Here is a 20253-nt window from a genome sequence, read left to right as displayed (position 1 = left end):
CAGAAGATTTTAAAGAAAGAATTATTGAAAATATTCATAAATGTAAATGCTCCACCAAAAACGCAGTATATTTCGCAAAGAATCCTTAGAGCGTCTCTCTTCTCCTGAAAGACTAGACCAACTTATGCAGGTAGTCAGCCCCAGAAGTTGGCTACCTCTTGTCGCCTTGGGTTCGATAGTGGGAGTAGCTGTTATCTGGAGCATTTACGGACGCATCCCCATTACTGTTGAGGGTCAAGGGGTATTGATTTACCTCAGCAATGTTGTACAACTGCAATCAAAAAGTGCTGGACAATTGATGGCTCTCAATGTCAAAGTTGGGGATGTCGTCAAAAAGGGGCAGGTGTTGGCGACGATTGACCAAGCTGAACTCCGTAAGCAACTGCAACAGCAACGGGCTAAACTAACGGAATTAGAATCACAAAACCAAGCAGTTGGTTCTTTGCAAAGACAAAGGCTGGAACAAGAAAAGCGATCGCAACAACAACAAAGCCACTACCTCCAGCAACGTATACTGGAACTGCGAGCTATCACGCCTCTCCTCAAAACCAAAGGTAACACCTCTATTGGACAGCAACGCCAAGGTTTAGAACAGCGCCTCAAACAAGCCCAAGCTCTAACCCCTGTTTTCCTTCAGAGAATGGAAATCCGCAAACAGCTATTCAAAAAAGAGGGGGCGATTTCTGGTGATGAAGCACTCACGGCTGAACAAGAATATTTGCAAAACCTGGAAAAAATTGTTGATATCCAAAATCAGTTGAAAGAACTGGATGTAAAAGCGACGCAAACAGAAAAAGATTATCGGGAAAACCTCAGTACCATTTCTGACTTACAAGCTCAGTTAAAAGAACTAGATAGCAAACAGGCTTCTGTGGCTCAACAAGACCTCGAAAGTGTCACCACCCGACGAAAAGAGATTCAAGATGTTAAGCGACAAATTGCCCAATTAGAAGTGCAATTAGGCAATGATAGTCAGATTATTAGTCAATATAGCGGACGTGTTTTAGAAATCACGCTGACACCAGGACAAGTTGTTAGCGCCGGAACTCGCCTCGCAACCATTGAGGCGGAAAATCCTAAAAGCAAACTGGTTGGCGTTACCTATTTTCCTGTTGCTGATGGTAAGAAAATTCAGCCGGGGATGAAGATACAAATTACTCCCCAAACGGTGAAGCGGGAACGCTTTGGTGGCATTGTGGGTAATGTTACTAGCATCTCACGCTTTCCGATTACTAAAGAAGCAGCCGCTAATGAGGTGGGTAATTCCGAAGTGCTAGAAGGTTTAGTGTCTCAACAACAAGGACTGATACAAGTATTCTCTGACCTCGATTTAGATACCAACACACCGAGCGGTTATAAGTGGTCTTCCTCCATCGGTCCACACCTGAAAATTTCTTCGGGAACTACTACTGTTGTGCGAGTCAACGTGGAAGAACGCGCTCCTATCACTTTCGTTTTACCTATCTTGAGGTCGGTCAGTGGTATCTATTAAATCTACTTTAGTAACACCGTTTAATCCTTGGCAGTACTTGCAAAAATTATTGCCACGCCGAAGCATTCGGGTAAAAACACCTACACTTTTGCAAATGGAAGCTGTGGAATGTGGTGCTGCGGCTTTGGGAATTATTTTGGGTTACTACGATCGCATTGTACCACTGCCACAACTGCGCCGAGATTGCGGAGTTTCCCGCGATGGCAGCAAGGCATCTAATATGCTCAAAGCTGCTAGAAGTTATGGACTTGAAGCTAAAGGGTTTAAAAAAGAACTCAAGCAACTGCAAGAACTGCGTCCTCCCTATATTGTTTTTTGGAACTTCAACCACTTCGTTGTGGTAGAGGGATTTCGCAATGAGCGAGTTTATCTCAATGACCCCGGTATGGGGCCGCGTCATGTTTCTTTACAGGAATTTGACGAGGGGTATACGGGAGTTGTGCTGGTGATTGAACCAGGGGCGGAGTTTACTAAAGGTGGTCGCAAACCCAGTATGATTTTATCTCTGTGGTCACGGCTACAGGGGGCTGGAGATGCTTTAGTTTACTCTATGGTTGCAGGATTTTTCTTAACGGTGGTTGGGTTAGTAGTACCTGTGTTCAGCCAGGTGTTTGTAGATGACATTTTGGTGCAGGGGCGGCAATTATGGCTGCGTCCTTTGCTTGTGGGCATGGCGATCGCTGCTATACTCCAAGGATCGCTAACATTATTACGGTTGCGCTATCTGCGCCGTTTAAAAATCAAACTGGGTGTAGGCATGTCCAGCCGCTTCCTCTGGCATATCCTGCGGCTACCAGTTAGTTTTTATGCTCAACGTTTTGCTGGAGAAATCAGTAACCGGACTACTCTCAACGACCAAGTTGCTGATGTTCTCGCAGGAAAGTTGGCAACTACAATTATTGATACTTTGATGGTGGTTTTTTATGCCTTAGTCATGGTGCAGTATGACTGGGTGCTGACTTTGATGGTGGTCGGCTTTGCTGGTGTGAACGTCTTAACTTTGCAGTGGATTTCTCGACAACGGGTAGATGCTAATCAAAGATTAATCCAAGAATATGGTAAGGCGGCTGGGTTATCCATTGCTGCACTTCAAAGTATTGAAACACTTAAAGCATCCGGGTTGGAGTCAGATTTCTTTTCCCGGTGGTCAGGTTATTATACCAAAGCTCTCAATTCTCAGCAGGAATTAGGAGTCACAAACCAGACATTCTCTGTATTACCCACACTTTTATCCGCTCTTTCTTCGATGTTTTTGTTGGTAGTTGGTAGTTTACGGGTAATGGATGGACATCTCAGCATTGGAATGCTCATTGCTTTTCAAGGTTTAATGTTAGGTTTCCAGCAACCTGTTAACAATCTCGTCAACTTTGGTACTACTCTCCAAGAATTGGAAGGGAATTTGATTCGGCTGGATGATGTACTGGATAATCCCATTGGGGAGGCAGGGGAGGCAGGGGGAGCAGGGGAAGTAAATTCTTCCTCATCCCCCTCATCCCCCTATCTTCTTCCCAAATTACAGGGTTATGTGGAGTTGCGGAATATCACTTTTGGTTATAGCCGTCTGGAAGCACCATTAATTGAAAACTTTAGTATGACAATTAAGCCGGGACAGCGAGTAGCTTTGGTCGGTGGAAGCGGTTCGGGGAAGTCTACTATTGCTAAAGTTGTGAGCGGACTTTATGAATCTTGGGCGGGGGAAGTTTGCTTTGATGGTAAACCGAGAAATCAGATTTCCCAACAACTGCTTACTAACTCTGTGGCAATGGTGGAGCAGGAAATTTTGCTGTTTGGCGGTACGGTTCGAGATAATTTGACCCTCTGGGATACTACTGTACCAGATAAAAACCTAATACGGGCATGTCAAGATGCCGCGATCGCTGATGTAATTTTCTCTATGTCTGGAGGATTGGATGCTGAACTCATAGAAGGTGCTGCTAATTTAAGTGGCGGTCAGCGACAACGCTTAGAAATCGCTCGCGCTTTGGTGAATAATCCTTCAATACTTGTAATGGATGAAGCCACCAGCGCCCTCGATGCAGAAACAGAACAAATCATTGACCAAAATCTCCGTCGTCGCGGATGCACCTGCATAATTGTCGCTCACCGGTTAAGCACTATCCGCGATTGCGATCAAATTATTGTTCTAGAACGCGGAAAGGTTGTACAACAAGGCACTCACAGGGATTTATGGCAAATAGACGGCGTATATTCGCGGTTAATTCGCACTGAAGGGTAAGCGGTGGAAGCATGAGAAAGGAGGAAGAGAGTTAGAACTTAAAGTTTTAGGCTTAAAGGTTCAATGTTTAGGCTTAAAGGTTCAATGTTTAGGCTTAAAGGTTCAATGTTTAGGCTTAAAGGTTTAATGTTTAGGCTTAAAGGTTCAATGTTTAGGCTTAAAGGTTCAATGTTTAGGCTTAAAGGTTTAATGTTTAGGCTTAAAGGTTCAATGTTTAGGCTTATACCAATTCTGTATGAAGATGCACATAATATAGCGGTTCTCGGTTGAGTCGAATACAGACCTAACCCCCAGCCCCTTCCCTTGTAGGGAAGGGGAGTAAGATTCAAAGCCTCTCTGCTTTTAGGAGAGAGGTTTGGAGAGAGGTCAAAGTGTGTTGCATCCATTCGAGAACCACCATAATACCCCCCTGTAGTTTTAATTGATTTCTCCCCATTCCCAAATGCTAATACACGGTCAGGTTTACATAATTAATGGCAATGAACCAATTCTACTGAATGACCCTTCTAGAGTTTGGGTAGTTCAGTCTGGCTCTATGGCTTTGTTTGCTGTCACACTCAAAGATGGTGTTATCGAAGGAACGCGCCGTTATCTATGCAGTATTAATCAAGGTGAAGCACTTTTTGGAACTGCTAATCAACAACATCAGATTTTAGCAGTTCCCATTGGCGAAACTGAATTACTCCAAGTACATCAAGAATGTTTGCGGGAGTTAGTAGCCAATGCAGATACAAAAGTTTTAACTTGGATAGAAACTTGGCTTTTACAACTCGCTGGTGTATTCTCCCAAGTTACTATGCCGAAAATTCAGGTGAAGGCTAAGGAAGAAGTACGATTTTCCTTAAATAATGCTCAGACTTTCCAGCCAGAAGCGGGTGTCATCTGTTGGGTACAACTTCACCAAGGAAATGTCCGCTTTCTGGGGTTTGAGGAAATCACCTTAACACCAACCACTGCGACTTTTCCCCTGACTGATAAAATGTGGTTGTCAGCTGTGGAAGGAGTTCAATTGACAACTCACACTACCAGCGAATTCTCAAATCCAGATACACTGCTGGCTGGGTTATCTCACTTCCATACTCAACTCTTGCAATGCATCAATATTATAGATGAGCAAGAAGCACAAACAGAAATAATCCGGTTGCGCGATCGCCAACGCCTAAATCGTCAAGTCACAATGGAGGCTTTAGGCGAACTAGCATCAACGCTAAATTCCCAAGATAGCGACTTTTTTTTAGAAGGTACACCTTTGCTGGTGGCGGCTGGTGCTGTAGGTAGAGCGATGGGGATCAAAATTCGTCCCCCGTCTCGTTCGGAAAACCTGAAGCGGCTCAAGGAACCTTTAGAAGCAATTGTTCGGGCTTCCCGGATTCGGATGCGGCGGGTGCTATTGCGAGATAATTGGTGGGAAAAGGATTCTGGCGCTTTAATTGCCTATACCCAAGATAACCGCCCAGTCGCCCTACTACCGATTTCTCCAACTCGTTATGAAATTTTTGACCCGGTTGAACGTACCCGTGTCAAAGTAGATGAACAGATAGCTGCAACATTGGCTCCTGTTGCTTATATGTTTTATCGTTCTTTGCCCGATAAAGCACTCAAAGCTATTGATATATTCAAGTTCACACTCCAAGGACAGAATCAAGGCCTGTTGGCAATTGTATTTAGTGGCATTGCGGTAACGTTGCTGGGGATGATTACACCTTATGCCACATCAATTATTATAGATAATGCAATTCCCGATAGCGATCGCGGTTTATTACTGCAAATCGGCTTAGGTTTGCTGGTTGCAGCTTTGGGTACAGCTTTATTTCAGTTAGCACAGGGTTTTGCTCTGTTGCGGATGGAATCGACTGGCGATGCTTCCACCCAAGCGGGGGTATGGGATCGGTTGCTCAACTTACCAGTGTCTTTTTTCCGACAATACACAACCGGGGATCTACTATCCCGCATCACATCGGTGAGTACAATTCGCCGCAAACTCAGTGGAACAAGTCTGATTAATCTAATTACGAGTTCGTTTGCACTGTTTTATTTGGCACAGTTATTTTATTACAACTACAAATTAGCTTTTATCGCCGTTGGAGTTGCAGTAGTTGCGATCGCTTTCACCACCCTCTCTGGTATACTGCTGTTAGCCAAGGTGCGTCCGCTACTGGAAGTCCAGGGTAATATTTTTGGGCAGACAGTACAGCTAATCAATGGCATTTCTAAACTACATATTGCTGGTGCCCAAGAACGCGCCTTTGCTGCTTGGAGTAAAAACTACACTCGCCAAATTAAGCTGGAACTGAGTACGCAACGCATAGAAGATGCCGTTGTCCTGTTCAATACAGTCATGCCCATACTGACTTCTGGAGTACTTTTTTGGTTTACGATTAAACTGCTGGAAGCTCCGCAAACTTCAGGAACAGTTGAATTATCTCTTGGCACCTTCCTGGCTTTTAACACAGCTTTTGGTAACTTTACCAGAGGCACCACAAATCTGAGCAATACAATTACAGAAATTTTGCAAGTCATCCCCCAATGGCAGCGCACACAGCCAATTTTGGCAACTATCCCAGAGGTGGATATGTGCAAAGCCGATCCTGGTAAGCTCATAGGGAAAATTACTGTAGACCATGTTACCTTTTGCTATCGCAGTGATGGCGCACTAACATTAGATGACGTGAGTATCTCTGCCGAACCAGGAGAATTTATTGCTCTGGTAGGCGGTTCTGGTAGTGGTAAATCGACGTTACTGCGATTACTACTGGGATTTGAAACTCCCCAAGCAGGTAGTGTTTACTACGATGGTCAAGATTTATCTGGGTTAGATGTGGATGCAGTGCGCCGACAATTGGGCGTAGTTTTACAAAATGGCCAACTAAATTCCGCTTCCATTTTTGAGAATATCGCAGGTGGCGCACAGATGACCTTAGATGAAGCTTGGGAAGCAGCGCGGATGTCTGGATTTGCTGATGATATCACCACCATGCCCATGCAAATGCATACTGTGGTGAGCGAAGGGGGTAGTAATCTTTCTGGAGGACAACGCCAAAGATTGTTGATTGCTCGTGCTTTGGCATTAAAACCCCGGATTTTATTTTTTGATGAAGCCACCAGTGCCCTTGATAATAAAACTCAAGCCATTGTGAGTGAAAGCTTAAATAAATTACAAGTTACCAGAATAGCGATCGCACATCGACTTAGTACCATCCGTAACGCTCACCGCATCTATGTACTCCAAGCAGGTAGAGTTGTCCAACAGGGAACTTTTGACGAACTAGCTACTGTTGAAGGTCTATTTGCCCAGTTAATGGCTCGGCAAATGGGCTAGTTACTTGAGATATTGAGATTTATGAAAGCTGCGGATACATGATTTGCCCTACACCGCCACCAACCAATCGCACACCACAGACCTACAGCCACTTCCAAAGTTAACCCAAACCTGCCACTCCCCCAGGTATGCGTTCCAGTAAGGCTCACCATCAGCCACCCCAATAGAATTACGAATCTTTTCGTCCTCTTGAGCTTTGGTGATGCTGGAGTTTGAGGATCTTGACCCTGATAAGTTTGCTCAATTGGTGGCAGATGCGCCACATTGGACTGAATGGATGGCTTGATTTATTGCAAATATCCACTCTAAGAATGAGTCAGAGGAACAAACCTGCCTTCATGAAAGCGCTATGCAATCACGAATTCTGATATGATGCCCTGTCCATTAACAATAATAAAGATAGAATCGAGGGCAATGTTGCCAGTAAGCCTTTTATACAGCAGTACTCGTTATGACAACCAAAATTGTTGATCAACTCTTAGCTGACTGGAAAAATAAAATTAAAGTAGTTAGCCAAAACCTGTTTGATCTACAAGAACTCCCAGTATATCAACGCCTTTGTGGGAGTCCTGGTTTTCCGAAAGTTCATTTGACAGGCATTACTGCTCAAAAAGTGACTCCGGCGTTGGAGGCAATGAACGATTTATTTCAGTACTTTGACCTATTGGTGCAAACAATAGATCGAGCCAGTAGATTGCGGCAGCAACTACCACGATTTTTGGGAACAGAGGAAAAAATTGATGAAATTAAACAACTATTAACAGGCACTTCGATTCATCTGTCTGTTGTGCAAAGGCCATTAGCACAGAGAGAATTGCTGACTGTTACCCAACAAGCAAACGCGATCGCTCCTGCACAATTATTAGAAGTAATGACTCAGGCTTTTTCTGTGGCCAGAGATGCAGTTCTAGCGGTTGATGCCGCTTGGACAAATCTAGAATTTATACTCCAAGATGCAGAATCGCAAATTATCTTAGGGCAGAACTTAGCCGCATCACTCAATCCAGCCTCTTGTCGGGAACTGGTAGAAGCTCATGAGGCGATCGCTTCTCTACGAGAAAGGATTGAGCAAGATCCTTTAGGAGTGAGCAAAGAGATAGATCAGCAAATCAAACCTTTGTTGGCACAAGTTAAATTATTCTTAGAGCAAGCCCAGAAACAACAGGCTCAGATACAAGAGAAACTAGCGATCGCTCACAATTTATTAGCACAATTAATTAGACTTCACTCACAATCTATTACTACTTTTACGGAAAGCCAAGAAAAAGTTTTGTATCTAACACAGCACACTCCATTACCCCAAGAGCAGATAGATGCCCTTAGCCAATGGCTCACCCGCTTACAAAACAAGCTAGAGGAGGGTTTAGTTAGTCCAGTTATGCTCGGTTTAGATAATTGGATAGCCAAAGCTAAAGAATACATAACTGTAGAGCAACAGACATACACAGCTAATAGTACTTTATTACAAACTCGTCGGGAGTTACGGGGACGACTGGATGCCCTCAAAGCGAAAGCCTTAGCGCGGGGATTGATTGAAGATATTACCTTGGTTGATTTAGCCCAAAAAGCAACACAACTCCTCTATATGCGCCCAACTCCATTAGACAAGGCATCGGAATTAGTTTCCCAATATGAAAAACGTTTAAACAGCCAATTTTAAGGGAACAATAAAGCACAATACGGTTCAGTTAGCGTCAAAAACCATAAACTGTGTAGGTTGGGTTGAACGAAGTGAAACCCAACAAACCACCGAAAATGTTGGGTTTCGTTCCTCAACCCAACCTACAATTCTCCTTAACTGAACCGTATTGCAATAAAGCAGATATCTGGTGAAAAAGATCGGGAGAAGAATAGACAATGATTTATGACTATAGATTGAGGAGACTTCAATGAACAGTCTTCGCTGTGTGCGGAATGGATGTACTGGCACTATTGAAGATGACTACTGTAATGTCTGTGGGTTAGCAGCATTAAAATCTCTTGATGTCAGCCAGAAACAAAATGCGTCACAAACACTCAGAAGTTCACCAATTACCACAGCCACAGGCTCGTCTCCATTAACCAATCGTTCCAAGGGTTCGCGGCGTACCAGTAGCACTTCTGCCCGTAGTAGCCGCAGACAACTAGGAGCGGGATTAACTTCTGTACCAGAACTACCCTCAACGGAACCAGAAAAAGCGATTCTTCTTAACCCAATGGTGCCAGAGAATAAACGCTTTTGTAGTAGTTGCAATCATTCTTTGCGACGAGAAAACGGATTTTGCAGCAAGTGTGGGCAGAAGTATTCTTTTATTCCGACTCTGAAGCCTGGTGATGTAGTTATCGGGCAATACGAAGTTAAAGGAGCGATCGCCTATGGTGGTTTAGGATGGATTTATTTAGGCTTTGATAAAACTTTATCTCGCTATGTAGTACTGAAAGGATTGCTCAACAGCGAAGACGCATCTAGCGCAGCCGTCGCCGTGGCAGAAAGACAATTCCTAGCAGTAGTAAAACACTCTAATATCGTGGGAATTTATAATTTCGTCAACCAGGGTACTGAGGGTTTTATCATCATGGAGTATGTGGGCGGTAAAACCCTGAAAGAAATCCGCAAAACTCGTGGGGCGTTACCCGTCGCAGAAGCGATCGCATATATTCACCGTATCTTGGGAGCTTTTGCCTATTTACATTCCTTGGGGTTGGTATACTGCGACTTCAAGCCAGATAACATCATGATCGAAGACAACGACGTGAAATTAATCGACTTGGGTGGTGTCCGTCGCGTTGATGATCCCGATGGTGATATTTACGGTACAGTCGGCTATAGCGCTCCCGAAGCCGGCGAAGGACCCACAATCGTTTCCGATTTATTTACCATTGGCAGAACTTTGGCGGTGTTGCTCACCGAGATTAAAGGTTTTAGTAAGGAACATTTATACACACTTCCCAGCCCCCAAGAAGAACCTTTATTTGCCCAACAAGAATCACTGTATCGCTTTCTGATTAAAGCCACCGCCGAAAATCCTGATGATCGATTTCAGTCAGCCGATGAAATGGCAGATCAGTTATTGGGTGTACTGCGGGAAGTTGTCGCCATTTCTACCAATATTCCCCGTCCCGCCACCAGTAACCTGTTTGGCGGCGATATGTTAGCTATTACCCACAGTGGAAGTTTTGAACCAATTAAGCCAGAATATCAGCAATTACCGATACCAATATTGGATGCTACCGATCCGGGCTTTAATGCAGTCCTAAATGCCAGCGCGATCGCCGATCCAGTCCAGCGAGCCGTCGGTTTAGATGTTGTTGTCAAACAATTCCCGAAATCAAGTGAAGCCTTGTTGCGCTTGGCAAATGCCTTAATTGATACCAATGATTACGAAGAAGCAGAACAAGCTATAGCCCAAGTCGTAGCCAAAGATCCTTGGGATTGGCGGAGCTTTTGGTATCGTGGGCGATCGCTGATGGCGCAAAATAAACCCACAGAGGCGCAGAAAGCATTTGACCAAGTTTATTTTGATTTACCAGGAGAATTAGCTCCGAAACTGGCGTTGGGGTTAGCCGCAGAACTTGCCGAAAATTACCAATTAGCAATTAAGATGTATAATTTAGTGTCCCGCACCGATCCGAGTTATGTATCAGCAGCTTTTGGGTTAGCACGTTGCTTTTGTGCCACTGGGAATCGCAACGGTGCTGTAGCAGCTTTGGAAAATATTCCGCAAACTTCTAATTTATATACACGAGCGCGAGTCGAAATTGCCCGGACTTTAATCAATGGCGATCGCTCGGCTCCAGGTACTCAAGAACTGAAAGCCGCTTCTGTGGCCATTGAAGCACTGACTTTAGAAGGTAGCGATCGCTATCGCCTGACTAAACAAGTATTAGAAACTGCTCTCAATTTAATCACCTCGCGCCAACTCCAAGCTGCTGCTGATTTAACAATTTTGGGACAGCCTTTACAAGAAGTGCATCTGAGAAAGGGATTGGAAAAAGCCTTACGCGACATGGCGCACCTCGCAACTAAAGACGAAAAAATCTCTTTAGTTGATGAAGCTAATCGGGTACGTCCCAGAACCCTAATTTAAATAATTCGTAATACCTCGACTTCGCTCGGCACAAGTTCGTAATTCGTAATTCGTAATTAAATTTTTCTTCTTTCCTTCTTCCTTCGCGTCCTTCTCCCAAGGGGAGACGCTAACGCGAATGCGGTTCGTTCCTTTATTCATCTGTATTTGACAGACCACTAATGAGGGCAAATTATGCAGTGTATATGTGGTGCATCCATTTTAGCTGATGATAAATTTTGTGAAGAATGCGGTACACCCTTAACGGCTAGTAAACCGCCAACTGCGATCGATAAATGTGAAAAATGTGGTGCAGGAATCGATTCTGAAGGCTACTGTTGTCAATGTGGATTTCGCCAAGAACCACCAGTGCATGATTGGTTAGAAATAATAATTAATTCACAGCTAGCCGGAGTTAGCGATCGCGGACTCAAACACAGCCGCAATGAAGATTTCCTCGCTTTACAACAACTCAATGGCAGTCAGCCAAATATTCTCGTAGTTTGTGATGGAGTTTCTAGTTCCGAAAAACCTGATTTAGCTGCTAAAACTGCTGCTGAAAGTACTTGTCTGGCTCTAGCGAATGCGTGGGAAACAGGGGAAAATTCCGCTTCGGCAATTAAATCAGCTTTTGCTACTGCTTTAGCTAATGTATGTAATATTTCTTATAGAAATAGTGGAGATTTGGAACCACCATCTACAACTATTGTGGCTGCAATTGTTCAAGAAGGTATCGCTACTATTGGCTGGTTAGGTGATAGTCGCGCTTACTGGATTTCTGCTCGCAATTACCAACAATTGACTCAGGATGATTCCTGGTTAACTGAAGTAGTCGCAGCCGGAAAAATCAGCGAAGCAGAAGCTAGACTATCTCCCAAATCTCATGCAATTACGCGCTGGCTGGGAGCAGATGCCGTTGAGGATGCTGTTCCCTCAATTGTGAAATTTACTATTCCTGGTTCTGGATATTTGATTTTGTGCAGTGATGGATTGTGGAACTATACCTTAGATGCAGCACATTTAGCTAACCTAGTGCAGCGATCGCCCGATGGAGATGCGATCGGCATATCTCGCACCCTTGTAGAATTTGCCCGTAATTGTGGTGGACATGACAATATTACTGTTGCTGTCCTCTGTTTATGAATTAAACTCTCATACTCATTCTCTTCCTTCTCTCTGTGTCCTCTGCGTCTCTGCGGTACCCTGCGGGAAGCCGAAGCGTCTACGTTAAAAAAACCTATTCAAACAAACAAAAACTATGTCTCATCAATTTAAAGCCGAAGTTTTTCAAAACCAATATCTACCCCAAGGAGCCAGAGAAGTTGATGCCATTATGACCATTACCGTCGAAAAAGGCGATAGTGCGATCGCAACTGGACACAATGGCAGACTTTTTGGCATCATCTGCGACACATCAGGCTCAATGGGAGGTGACAAGATACATGCAGCCAAAGATGCAATGACCAAAATTGTGAAATTGCTCCCAGAGGATGCCCATTTCTTCATCGTCACCGGTGCTGGTAAAGCTAATGTAGTTTTTCCTGTTTCTCCAGCCACGACAGAAAAAAAGCAAGAAGCGATCGCAGCTATTAAGAGTACTTTAGCTAATGGTGGTACTCTCATGTCCACTTGGTTAACTCAAGCCTTAACCCAATTCAAAAAGATGCCTAGTGCAGTTCGTCAAGCACTACTACTCACCGATGGGCAAAATGATGACTCTGATGAGAAATCCTTGAAGAAAGTTTTACTTGAATGTGAAGGTGTATTTCAGTGCGACTGTCGTGGTGTCGGAACTGATTGGCGAGTTGCTCAACTTCAAGAAATTGCCGGCAAACTTTTAGGGACAACCGATATTATTCCTAACGCCGCAATGATTGAAAGTGACTTTCGTGCCATTTTGGAAAAAGCCATGAGTAAAAATGTTAGCGATGTCGCTTTACGTTTATGGACACCACAAGGAGCCAAAGTCTTGTTTTGTAAACAAGTTAGTCCCGATATTGTTGACCTTACCCACCGCCATAAACCTGTCAAGCCTCAGATGGTTGATTACCCCACTGGAGCTTGGGGAAGTAACGAGTCTCGTGATTACCACTTCTGTATTGAAGTCAATCCAGGTAATATCGGCGATGAAATGTTAGCAGGTCGAGCCAGTTTAGTATACACCCTCAACGGCACAGAAACTAAAGTTGCAGAAGCACGCATTTTGGCAACCTGGACTGATGACGAAGCCAAATCTACCAAAATCGATCGGCGAGTTGCCCACTATACGGGACAAGCAGAACTAGCTCAGTCAATTCAAGAAGGATTGGAAGCTCGTGCTAGAAATGATATTGAGCTTGCTACTGCCAAATTAGGCAAGGCAGTAAAACTAGCCCATGAATCAGGGAATGAAGCCACAGCCAAACTACTGAAAACCGTAGTTGAGATAGAGGATGCACCAACAGGGACAGTCCGGTTAAAGCGAGAAGTAGCCAAAGAAGATGCAATGGCATTAGAAACACGTTCTACAAAAACTACTCGAATTCCTAAATCTCCCAATTAGTTGTTATTGGTAAATACAAACGACTTATACCGATTTAAAAAATTACTTCAGTAACTATGTCAACCTATAAATGTCCTAAAGGACATGAATCAACTGAATTAGATTTTTGTTCAGAGTGCGGTACTAAGATTCTCGGTGTACCTGAACTTCCAATCGTCCAAAAAACAATTGACTCAACAGTAACGCCAACCAAAGCTACAGAATTTTGCCCAGATTGTAGCACCGCCCATGAATCAAACACTGGCAATTTTTGTGAAATTTGTGGTTACAACTTCGTTACTGGGGCGCATGGTGAAGTACCCATTGCCAAACGCACCCAAGAAGAAGAAATGGGAACAATGCGACAGACAAATACTAATAGTTCTTGGTCTGGATTAATAGATTCTCAATTGTTAGTTATGGGTTGGGATGTAGTTGTCTATATTGACCCATCTTTACGCCATCCCGAAAGTCCAGAACCACCTATACAACCACCGATTACATTTCACCTCGATAAGGCAATTAACTTAATTGGTCGCAATAGCGAAGTTAGAGCAATTCACCCAGAAATTGCTTTAGATTTTGATGATGCTGTCTCACACCGCCATGCTTTGCTGACGCTAGAGACAGACAATACATTGACTCTTCGTGATATTGGTTCTGCTAATGGTACACAATTAAAAGCTGTGGAATTGAAGCCGATGGTAGACATAAAACTTCAGGATGGAGACGAATTTACCCTTGGACATTGGACTCGGATCGCGGTGAAAGCTGTTCGGAAATTAGGATAAACCTGCAAATAAAATATATGAGTAAAATCATCGCTCTTTTAAGTAAGACAAATTATAAATTCACGACTCCAGAACGACTCAAGGTAGGATTATACTTAACTGGAGCAACCAGTTTACTATTACTGATTGCGATTATTAGCGCAGTTCAAGGGCAAAGACACGCGATCAAAACCGTTGGTGAAGATTCCACACCCAGCATCGTCACTGCTCAACGCCTCAAGGATGCATTTGCCGGTATGGATGCCAATGTCGCTAATGAACTTTTAGTACCAGCAGGACAAAACCAAGATGCAGTCAAAGGTTACGAAGAGCGATACCAAAAAGCTGCTGAAAGATTAGTTGCTGCTGCTGAGAATATCACCTACGCAGATAAAGAGCGAAAACCCATTCAGACGATGCAACTCGGCTTAGGTAACTATATAGCCCAAATTCAGCAAGCACGGGATTTTCACGCACGCGATGATACTAACGCGATGCTGGTTGCTTACCGTGCAGCTGCGGAACTTATGGATAAAACCTTACTGCCAGCAGCCGACGAGTTAGATAAAGTAAATATACAAGTTTTAGAAGAAACTTATACCGAACAAAAGGTTGCTGCTACTAATTCTTTAACGTTAATTTTTATTTCTGGTGCAGCACTGATAATTGTGTTAGTAGGGATTCAGATATTTCTGAGTCAAAGGATGCGCCGCACCCTCAATCCTATGCTGTTGGTTGCCACAGCGATCGCCTTGGCTTTATTAACTTATACCACAGCAACGTTGCTAGCCTCTGCGGAAAATCTTAGGACGGCTAAAGAAGATGCGTTTAGTTCTATGCACGCCTTGCGACAAGCTCGTGCTAATGCCTACATCGCTAATGCTGCTGAAAGCCGCTATTTACTTGACCCAGCTTTTGCTACGAACTACGAACGAGCTTTTTTCAGCAATATAGCTCAAATTGCCCAAATTCCTCAAGGCCAAACTGCTGAAACCATAGCATCTGCCTATAATTCTCAGGGTAAAAAGATAGATGGTTTTAAAGGTTACATCGCTGATGAACTGAATAATATCACCTTCCCAGGTGAAAAAGAAGCCACCCTTGCCAGTCTCGTAAGTTTGGGTAAATACCTTGCCATTGACCAACAAATTCGCCAGTTAGAGCGCAGTGGCAAGCATCAAGAGGCGATCGCTCTATGCGTCGGAAATAAGTCTGGACAGTCCAACTGGCTGCTTGAAGAGTTCAAAACAGCTAATGGAAAGACATTTGATATCAACCAAGCAGTTTTTGATCGCTCAATTCACCAAGGTTTCAGCAATCTAGATGGTTTTGAGATTAAAATGGCGATCGCAGCAACTACAGTTGTGCTTCTGAGTTTCTTCGGATTGTTACCGCGTCTCAAAGAATACTCAAATTGAGATGAAGGCAGCAATAATATAGAGTTAACTACACCAGTTACTGACACACACGATATTCCCCAAACATTAGATGAGGCTGTTCAGGCGTGGAAGGGCAAAAGATTGATGTCCACAGTCGCAACGAAAGGATGACGGAAACAGTTCTACTGCCATCTTACACACCAGGATAAACCCCACCAAATGCTACCACACTCTATAGAACGGAACCTGGGTCATTATTCTGTAACAGTCTTTGCAAATAATCTGATACTGAACCATCCCAATAACATTTTACACATCTGCCATTTATGAATTCATGTGTGCATAATTCGTAACCATATAGTACATGAGAGCATTGTGGACACAAGGAACTCATTTTTGAGGTTTCTTGGTAATACAAGCTACTACATTCATCGCAGGTCTTAATTCGTGATTTATCCATAACTATCAGAAAATTGGCTACCAACTGAGGATGGCTTATGAAGTGGTCATAAAAGAACAGATGGGTATGGCATCTTCCAACTTCTCATTTTCCCGCAACTTATAGATGCGATAGCAAAGGGTAAGCGTGAAAATCGGGAGTGTGTTTATCAATTTGTTGCCACTGATGATCAGCGTGATTCAATTTTCGGGCAGTGGTTAAATCGGGACGAACTGTTTCTTAGTGAGTCGGTGTCAGTCATTAATAATATAGAATTCCCAACACAAGTAACTGACACAACATTACAGGGCATTCCCCAAACATTAAACCAAGTCGCAAGTCGCAAGTAAGTTTTGTGACGGGGATTTAGACCCCGACCCAAAACTTGCGGCGCGATTGTTGCCGGGGACTTAAACCCACCGAATTTTGTTAAATCAGATTGAAAGTCCTGCAACCCTTGGTTGGAAGGGGCTAAAGCTGAAATTGCAGCAAGGTTTGGACAGCGCTGGTCAGTTCTACAGTATTCTCAAAGAAATATGATTTCTGTCCATAGTCGCAATAAAATGATGATGGAAACACTTCTATTGCCATTTTAAATGCCTCGATTTACACCCCAAAATACTACCATGCTCTATGGAATGGATATCTTTATTCAAAAACTGCGGCTCTTTCAATAATAAACCATTCATGGTACAAGATTGCTAAGAAAAATTCTTCATTCTTCAGGCGATCGCATACTGCCATAAATCCCGAAAAGAATGGATCATCTTCATAGGTAGTATCTGATAAAAAAACTGTTACAGAATTCTTATCCGCGCTCCAGATACAACGTATTATAGTAATATTAGGATGATGTGATTTATCTACAGGTAATAATATTGAGCATTCTTCCACTGACAAAAATTCTGGTTCTTCATATCTGAAAACCGATGACCAACTTTCTGGTCCTTCATGTTTCTCAATAATTCTATCCCACCTAACTGACTTGATTTTTTCCAGAGTTTCTGTCGATATTTCGGAAATTTTCATAGTTTTTACTACAGTTAATAAATTTTCATGATTAACATCTGGTATTCGGCATCAATTGCCATAAGTATATTCAATTAATAGCCGAAAATCATGCCTATTTCTATATAATCATTATTATAATCCGAGGGGAAGACAAAAAGCATGATTGACCACGATCGTCTTTTCAAGGAATTACTCTCTACGTTTTTTATTGAGTTTCTTGATTTATTTCTACCTCAAGTAGTCAGCCAAATAGACCGCGATCCCATCCAGTTTTTACCCCAAGAAGTGTTTACTGATGTTACCTCTGGGGAAAAGAAGGAAATTGATTTACTGGCTCAATGCCGCTTCGAGCAGCAAGATACTTGTTTTTTCATTCACGTTGAAAACCAGTCTTATACTGAAACAGCATTTGCAAAGCGGATGTTTAAGTATTTTGCACGTCTACATGAAAAGTATGATTTACCCATTTACCCAGTTGTAGTTTTTTCGTTTGACGAACCCAAACGCGCCGAACCTCAAAATTATCGAGTCATATTTGGCGACTTCAAGGTGGTGGAATTTCAGTTTGCAGCAATTCAGTTGAATCGTTTAAGTTGGCGAGATTTTCTCACACAGCCAAATCCGGTCGCAGCAGCATTGATGTCAAAGATGAATATTCCAACAGAGGAACGTCCACAGGTTAAGGCAGAATGTTTGCGGCTGTTGGCGACGTTAAAATTAGACCCAGCGCGGATGCAATTGATTTCAGGGTTTGTAGATACGTATTTGCGGTTAGATACGACCGAAGAGCAAGTTTTTCAAGCGGCTATCGATACAATGGGATTAACTGAGCGGGAGGAAATCATGGAAATTGTTACTAGTTGGGAACAAAAAGCTGCCCAAAAGACAAGAGAAGAGATTGCATTGAACTTACTACAAAGAGGAATGATTGTGCCGGAAATTGCACAAATCACGGGTTTAAGTGTAGAACAAGTACAGCAGTTACAAGCACAACTATCTCCAGGAAATTAATCTCAGTAGACATTCGTGTATCATCATTGAGGTGTCAATTGTCGTTAGAGTTTTTTTCCCTTGATAATCTTAAATCTTCTATGCCTCGAAAAACCCCACCTTCATCCCACTCGACTGTTACAACTCCACTGGCTCTCTCTCAACTACATATCCGCTTACAGTTTCTAGAAAAATCACACCAATCACTACTCAAGCAGATTAAGAGAAAACGGACAGAACTGAATAACTTTGTTGAACAGACGCGAATTTTCGCCACAGAGATATTTCATCAAGCTAGTCCCAGTTTTCAAAAAATGGCTGAGTTAGACCAGGATATTCATGCTCTATTTGATGAAATCTTTACTACTAGAAAGTTTGGTAAACAAACTCTAAAAAACATAGAAGCAGTTTACCTTCAACTCCAGTTGACAGGAATCATTAGTCTCAAACCAAGCAGCAAACAATTTTCAACCGAGCTAGACGAATCGTTTGACAACTCCGAACCCGAATCAGATTTTTCCAGGGAAACTGCTGAAAGTCGCTATCAACATTGGCAAGCACAAGAATCTGTAGAATCTCTGTCTGTAACTAGAACAGAAGATAAAAGAAAAATTCGTGAAACATTTCTGAGGTTAGCTGAAATCTTCCACCCTGACAAGGTAAAAGACAGCGAGACACAGACATACAATACAGAAATTATGAAATCAATTAATCAAGCCTACCAAGAAGGTGATTTGGCAAGACTTCTAGAAATTGAGCGACTTCACCAAGTGGGAGAAACTATTGATCATAATAGCGAAGATGATTTAACTCGAAAATGTCGAACTATAGAACAGCAAAACCAAATTCTTCTCACTCAATATGAAAACTTGAAACGGGAACTGCGTTTAGCAAAAAATACTCCAGAAGGAACTATGGTTTCTGATTCTCGCAAAGCTGCTAAAAAAGGCATTGACTCTATGGCTATTATGGTAGAAACGATAGAAAATCAAATTAAGGTTGTTTCTCATATTCGGGATTTTGTCAAGGACTTTAGACAACAGAAGATCACTATCAAAGAATTTCTTGGTGGCCCACCAACTCTGCACTCCCTAGACGAGGAAATTATGTCAGATATTCTTGAGCAGATGTTGTCAGAATTAATGAGATAGTAGTTGATTTTTATTAAAAATCACAGTTGGCAGTGAATGAAGACGTATTAAATAATGGATTTATTTGACCAGCATCTTACAAAAATAACTGAAGAATCAGCACCCCTAGCGGCTCGGATGCGTCCCCGGACACTCGATCAATTTATTGGTCAAGAGCATATTATCGGGCAAGGAAGGCTGCTGCGGCGTGCTATTAGTTTGGATCAACTGTCTTCCTTAATCTTTTCTGGTCCACCAGGGACTGGCAAAACTACTTTAGCCCGTGTTATTGCCAACACCACCCGCGCTCACTTCATCGCTATTAATGCCGTACTTTCAGGAGTCAAAGAAATTCGAGCGGCAATTGAAATAGCCCAACAAGAGCGTAAGTTCCATAATCAACGAACTATTCTTTTTGTCGATGAAGTCCATCGTTTTAATAAGTCTCAGCAGGATGCATTATTGCCTTGGGTAGAGAATGGTACAATTATTCTCGTTGGTGCTACCACCGAAAATCCTTTTTTTGAGGTCAACAAAGCACTTGTCAGCCGTTCGCGGATTTTTCAACTTCAGCAATTAACTGATAAAGATTTATACAAAATTGTTGAGCAAACACTAGCTGATTCTGAACGCGGTTATGGGAACTTAACAGTACAAATTGACGCAGATGCTTTAGCTCATCTAGTTAATGTTGCTAACGGTGATGCTCGTTCATTATTGAATGCTTTGCAACTAGCTGTAGAAACTACACCCCCCGATACTACAGGTGTTATTCATATTCCCCTAGCAGTGGCAGAAGAATCTATTCAGCAGCGTGCTGTTTTATACGACAAAGAAGGGGATGTCCATTTTGATACCACTTGAGCAAAACGGAGAACTGAAGCTGAGGTAATATTTTTCCTTGCCTTCGCTTTATTTGT

At 42.8% G+C, this 20253-nt stretch carries 14 protein-coding genes; 12 read left to right on the top strand and 2 right to left on the bottom strand.

Translation table 11 applies throughout. From position 1 onward, the window contains the following. The first annotated feature begins 46 nt into the window (after positions 1-46). From HWQ37_RS13250 to HWQ37_RS13240, 3 genes are all read left to right on the top strand, one after another. Positions 47-1492: an NHLP bacteriocin system secretion protein gene (locus HWQ37_RS13250; RefSeq protein WP_292747947.1), complete on the top strand. Its 1446-nt coding sequence runs from the start codon at positions 47-49 to the stop codon at positions 1490-1492. After that, positions 1479-3728, top strand: coding sequence for an NHLP family bacteriocin export ABC transporter peptidase/permease/ATPase subunit (locus HWQ37_RS13245; RefSeq protein WP_292747946.1), 2250 nt, complete (start codon positions 1479-1481; stop codon positions 3726-3728). Before HWQ37_RS13250 ends, HWQ37_RS13245 begins: the two co-directional genes overlap by 14 nt. Before the next feature lie 442 nt (positions 3729-4170). Then, the gene (locus tag HWQ37_RS13240; protein WP_292747944.1) at positions 4171-7047 is read left to right on the top strand and encodes an NHLP bacteriocin export ABC transporter permease/ATPase subunit; all 2877 of its coding nucleotides are present in this window, start codon (positions 4171-4173) and stop codon (positions 7045-7047) included. Here the strand turns inward: HWQ37_RS13240 and HWQ37_RS13235 are convergent. Beyond that, positions 7044-7310: a hypothetical protein gene (locus HWQ37_RS13235; RefSeq protein ID WP_292747941.1), complete on the bottom strand. Its 267-nt coding sequence runs from the start codon at positions 7308-7310 to the stop codon at positions 7044-7046. The genes HWQ37_RS13240 and HWQ37_RS13235 overlap by 4 nt on opposite strands. Positions 7311-7498: 188 nt before the next feature. Here HWQ37_RS13235 and HWQ37_RS13230 point away from each other — a divergent pair, with 188 nt between their 5' ends. The 6 genes from HWQ37_RS13230 to HWQ37_RS13205 all read left to right on the top strand — a co-directional run bounded on the left by HWQ37_RS13230 (position 7499) and on the right by HWQ37_RS13205 (position 15802). After that, positions 7499-8707, top strand: coding sequence for a hypothetical protein (locus HWQ37_RS13230; protein WP_292747939.1), 1209 nt, complete (start codon positions 7499-7501; stop codon positions 8705-8707). Positions 8708-8936: 229 nt separating this feature from the next. Further along, the gene (locus HWQ37_RS13225) at positions 8937-11114 is read left to right on the top strand and encodes a serine/threonine-protein kinase (RefSeq protein ID WP_292747937.1); all 2178 of its coding nucleotides are present in this window, start codon (positions 8937-8939) and stop codon (positions 11112-11114) included. 174 nt (positions 11115-11288) lie between these two features. Continuing rightward, positions 11289-12236: a PP2C family serine/threonine-protein phosphatase gene (locus HWQ37_RS13220; RefSeq protein WP_292747935.1), complete on the top strand. Its 948-nt coding sequence runs from the start codon at positions 11289-11291 to the stop codon at positions 12234-12236. 115 nt (positions 12237-12351) lie between these two features. Next, entirely contained in the window at positions 12352-13635 is a 1284-nt protein-coding gene (locus HWQ37_RS13215) for a vWA domain-containing protein (protein ID WP_292747933.1), read from the top strand. Positions 13636-13691: 56 nt separating this feature from the next. Continuing rightward, complete coding sequence (locus HWQ37_RS13210) at positions 13692-14405, top strand: FHA domain-containing protein (protein ID WP_292747931.1); 714 nt, start codon at positions 13692-13694, stop codon at positions 14403-14405. Positions 14406-14422: 17 nt separating this feature from the next. Next, the gene (locus HWQ37_RS13205) at positions 14423-15802 is read left to right on the top strand and encodes a hypothetical protein (RefSeq protein ID WP_292747929.1); all 1380 of its coding nucleotides are present in this window, start codon (positions 14423-14425) and stop codon (positions 15800-15802) included. 1048 nt (positions 15803-16850) lie between these two features. On the opposite strand, the gene HWQ37_RS13200 is transcribed toward HWQ37_RS13205, so the two are convergent. Further along, positions 16851-17231 carry a hypothetical protein gene (locus HWQ37_RS13200; protein WP_292747928.1) on the bottom strand — a complete coding sequence of 127 codons (381 nt, stop codon included), beginning with the start codon at positions 17229-17231 and terminating at the stop codon, positions 16851-16853. A 141-nt stretch (positions 17232-17372) separates the two neighbouring features. Between HWQ37_RS13200 and HWQ37_RS13195 the strand changes: the two genes are divergently transcribed. The 3 genes from HWQ37_RS13195 to HWQ37_RS13185 all read left to right on the top strand — a co-directional run bounded on the left by HWQ37_RS13195 (position 17373) and on the right by HWQ37_RS13185 (position 20197). Then, a complete protein-coding gene (locus HWQ37_RS13195; RefSeq protein ID WP_292747926.1) occupies positions 17373-18224 on the top strand; it encodes an Rpn family recombination-promoting nuclease/putative transposase in 852 nt (283 codons plus the stop codon). 80 nt (positions 18225-18304) lie between these two features. Next, entirely contained in the window at positions 18305-19354 is a 1050-nt protein-coding gene (locus HWQ37_RS13190; RefSeq protein WP_292747925.1) for a J domain-containing protein, read from the top strand. A gap of 54 nt (positions 19355-19408) precedes the next feature. Next, positions 19409-20197: an AAA family ATPase gene (locus tag HWQ37_RS13185; RefSeq protein ID WP_292747923.1), complete on the top strand. Its 789-nt coding sequence runs from the start codon at positions 19409-19411 to the stop codon at positions 20195-20197. Positions 20198-20253: the final 56 nt, after the last annotated feature.

Origin of the sequence: Nostoc sp. NMS4, from assembly GCF_017115095.1 — a bacterium.
Lineage (GTDB): Bacteria > Cyanobacteriota > Cyanobacteriia > Cyanobacteriales > Nostocaceae > Nostoc.
This window is presented reverse-complemented; position numbering and strand designations above follow the sequence as displayed.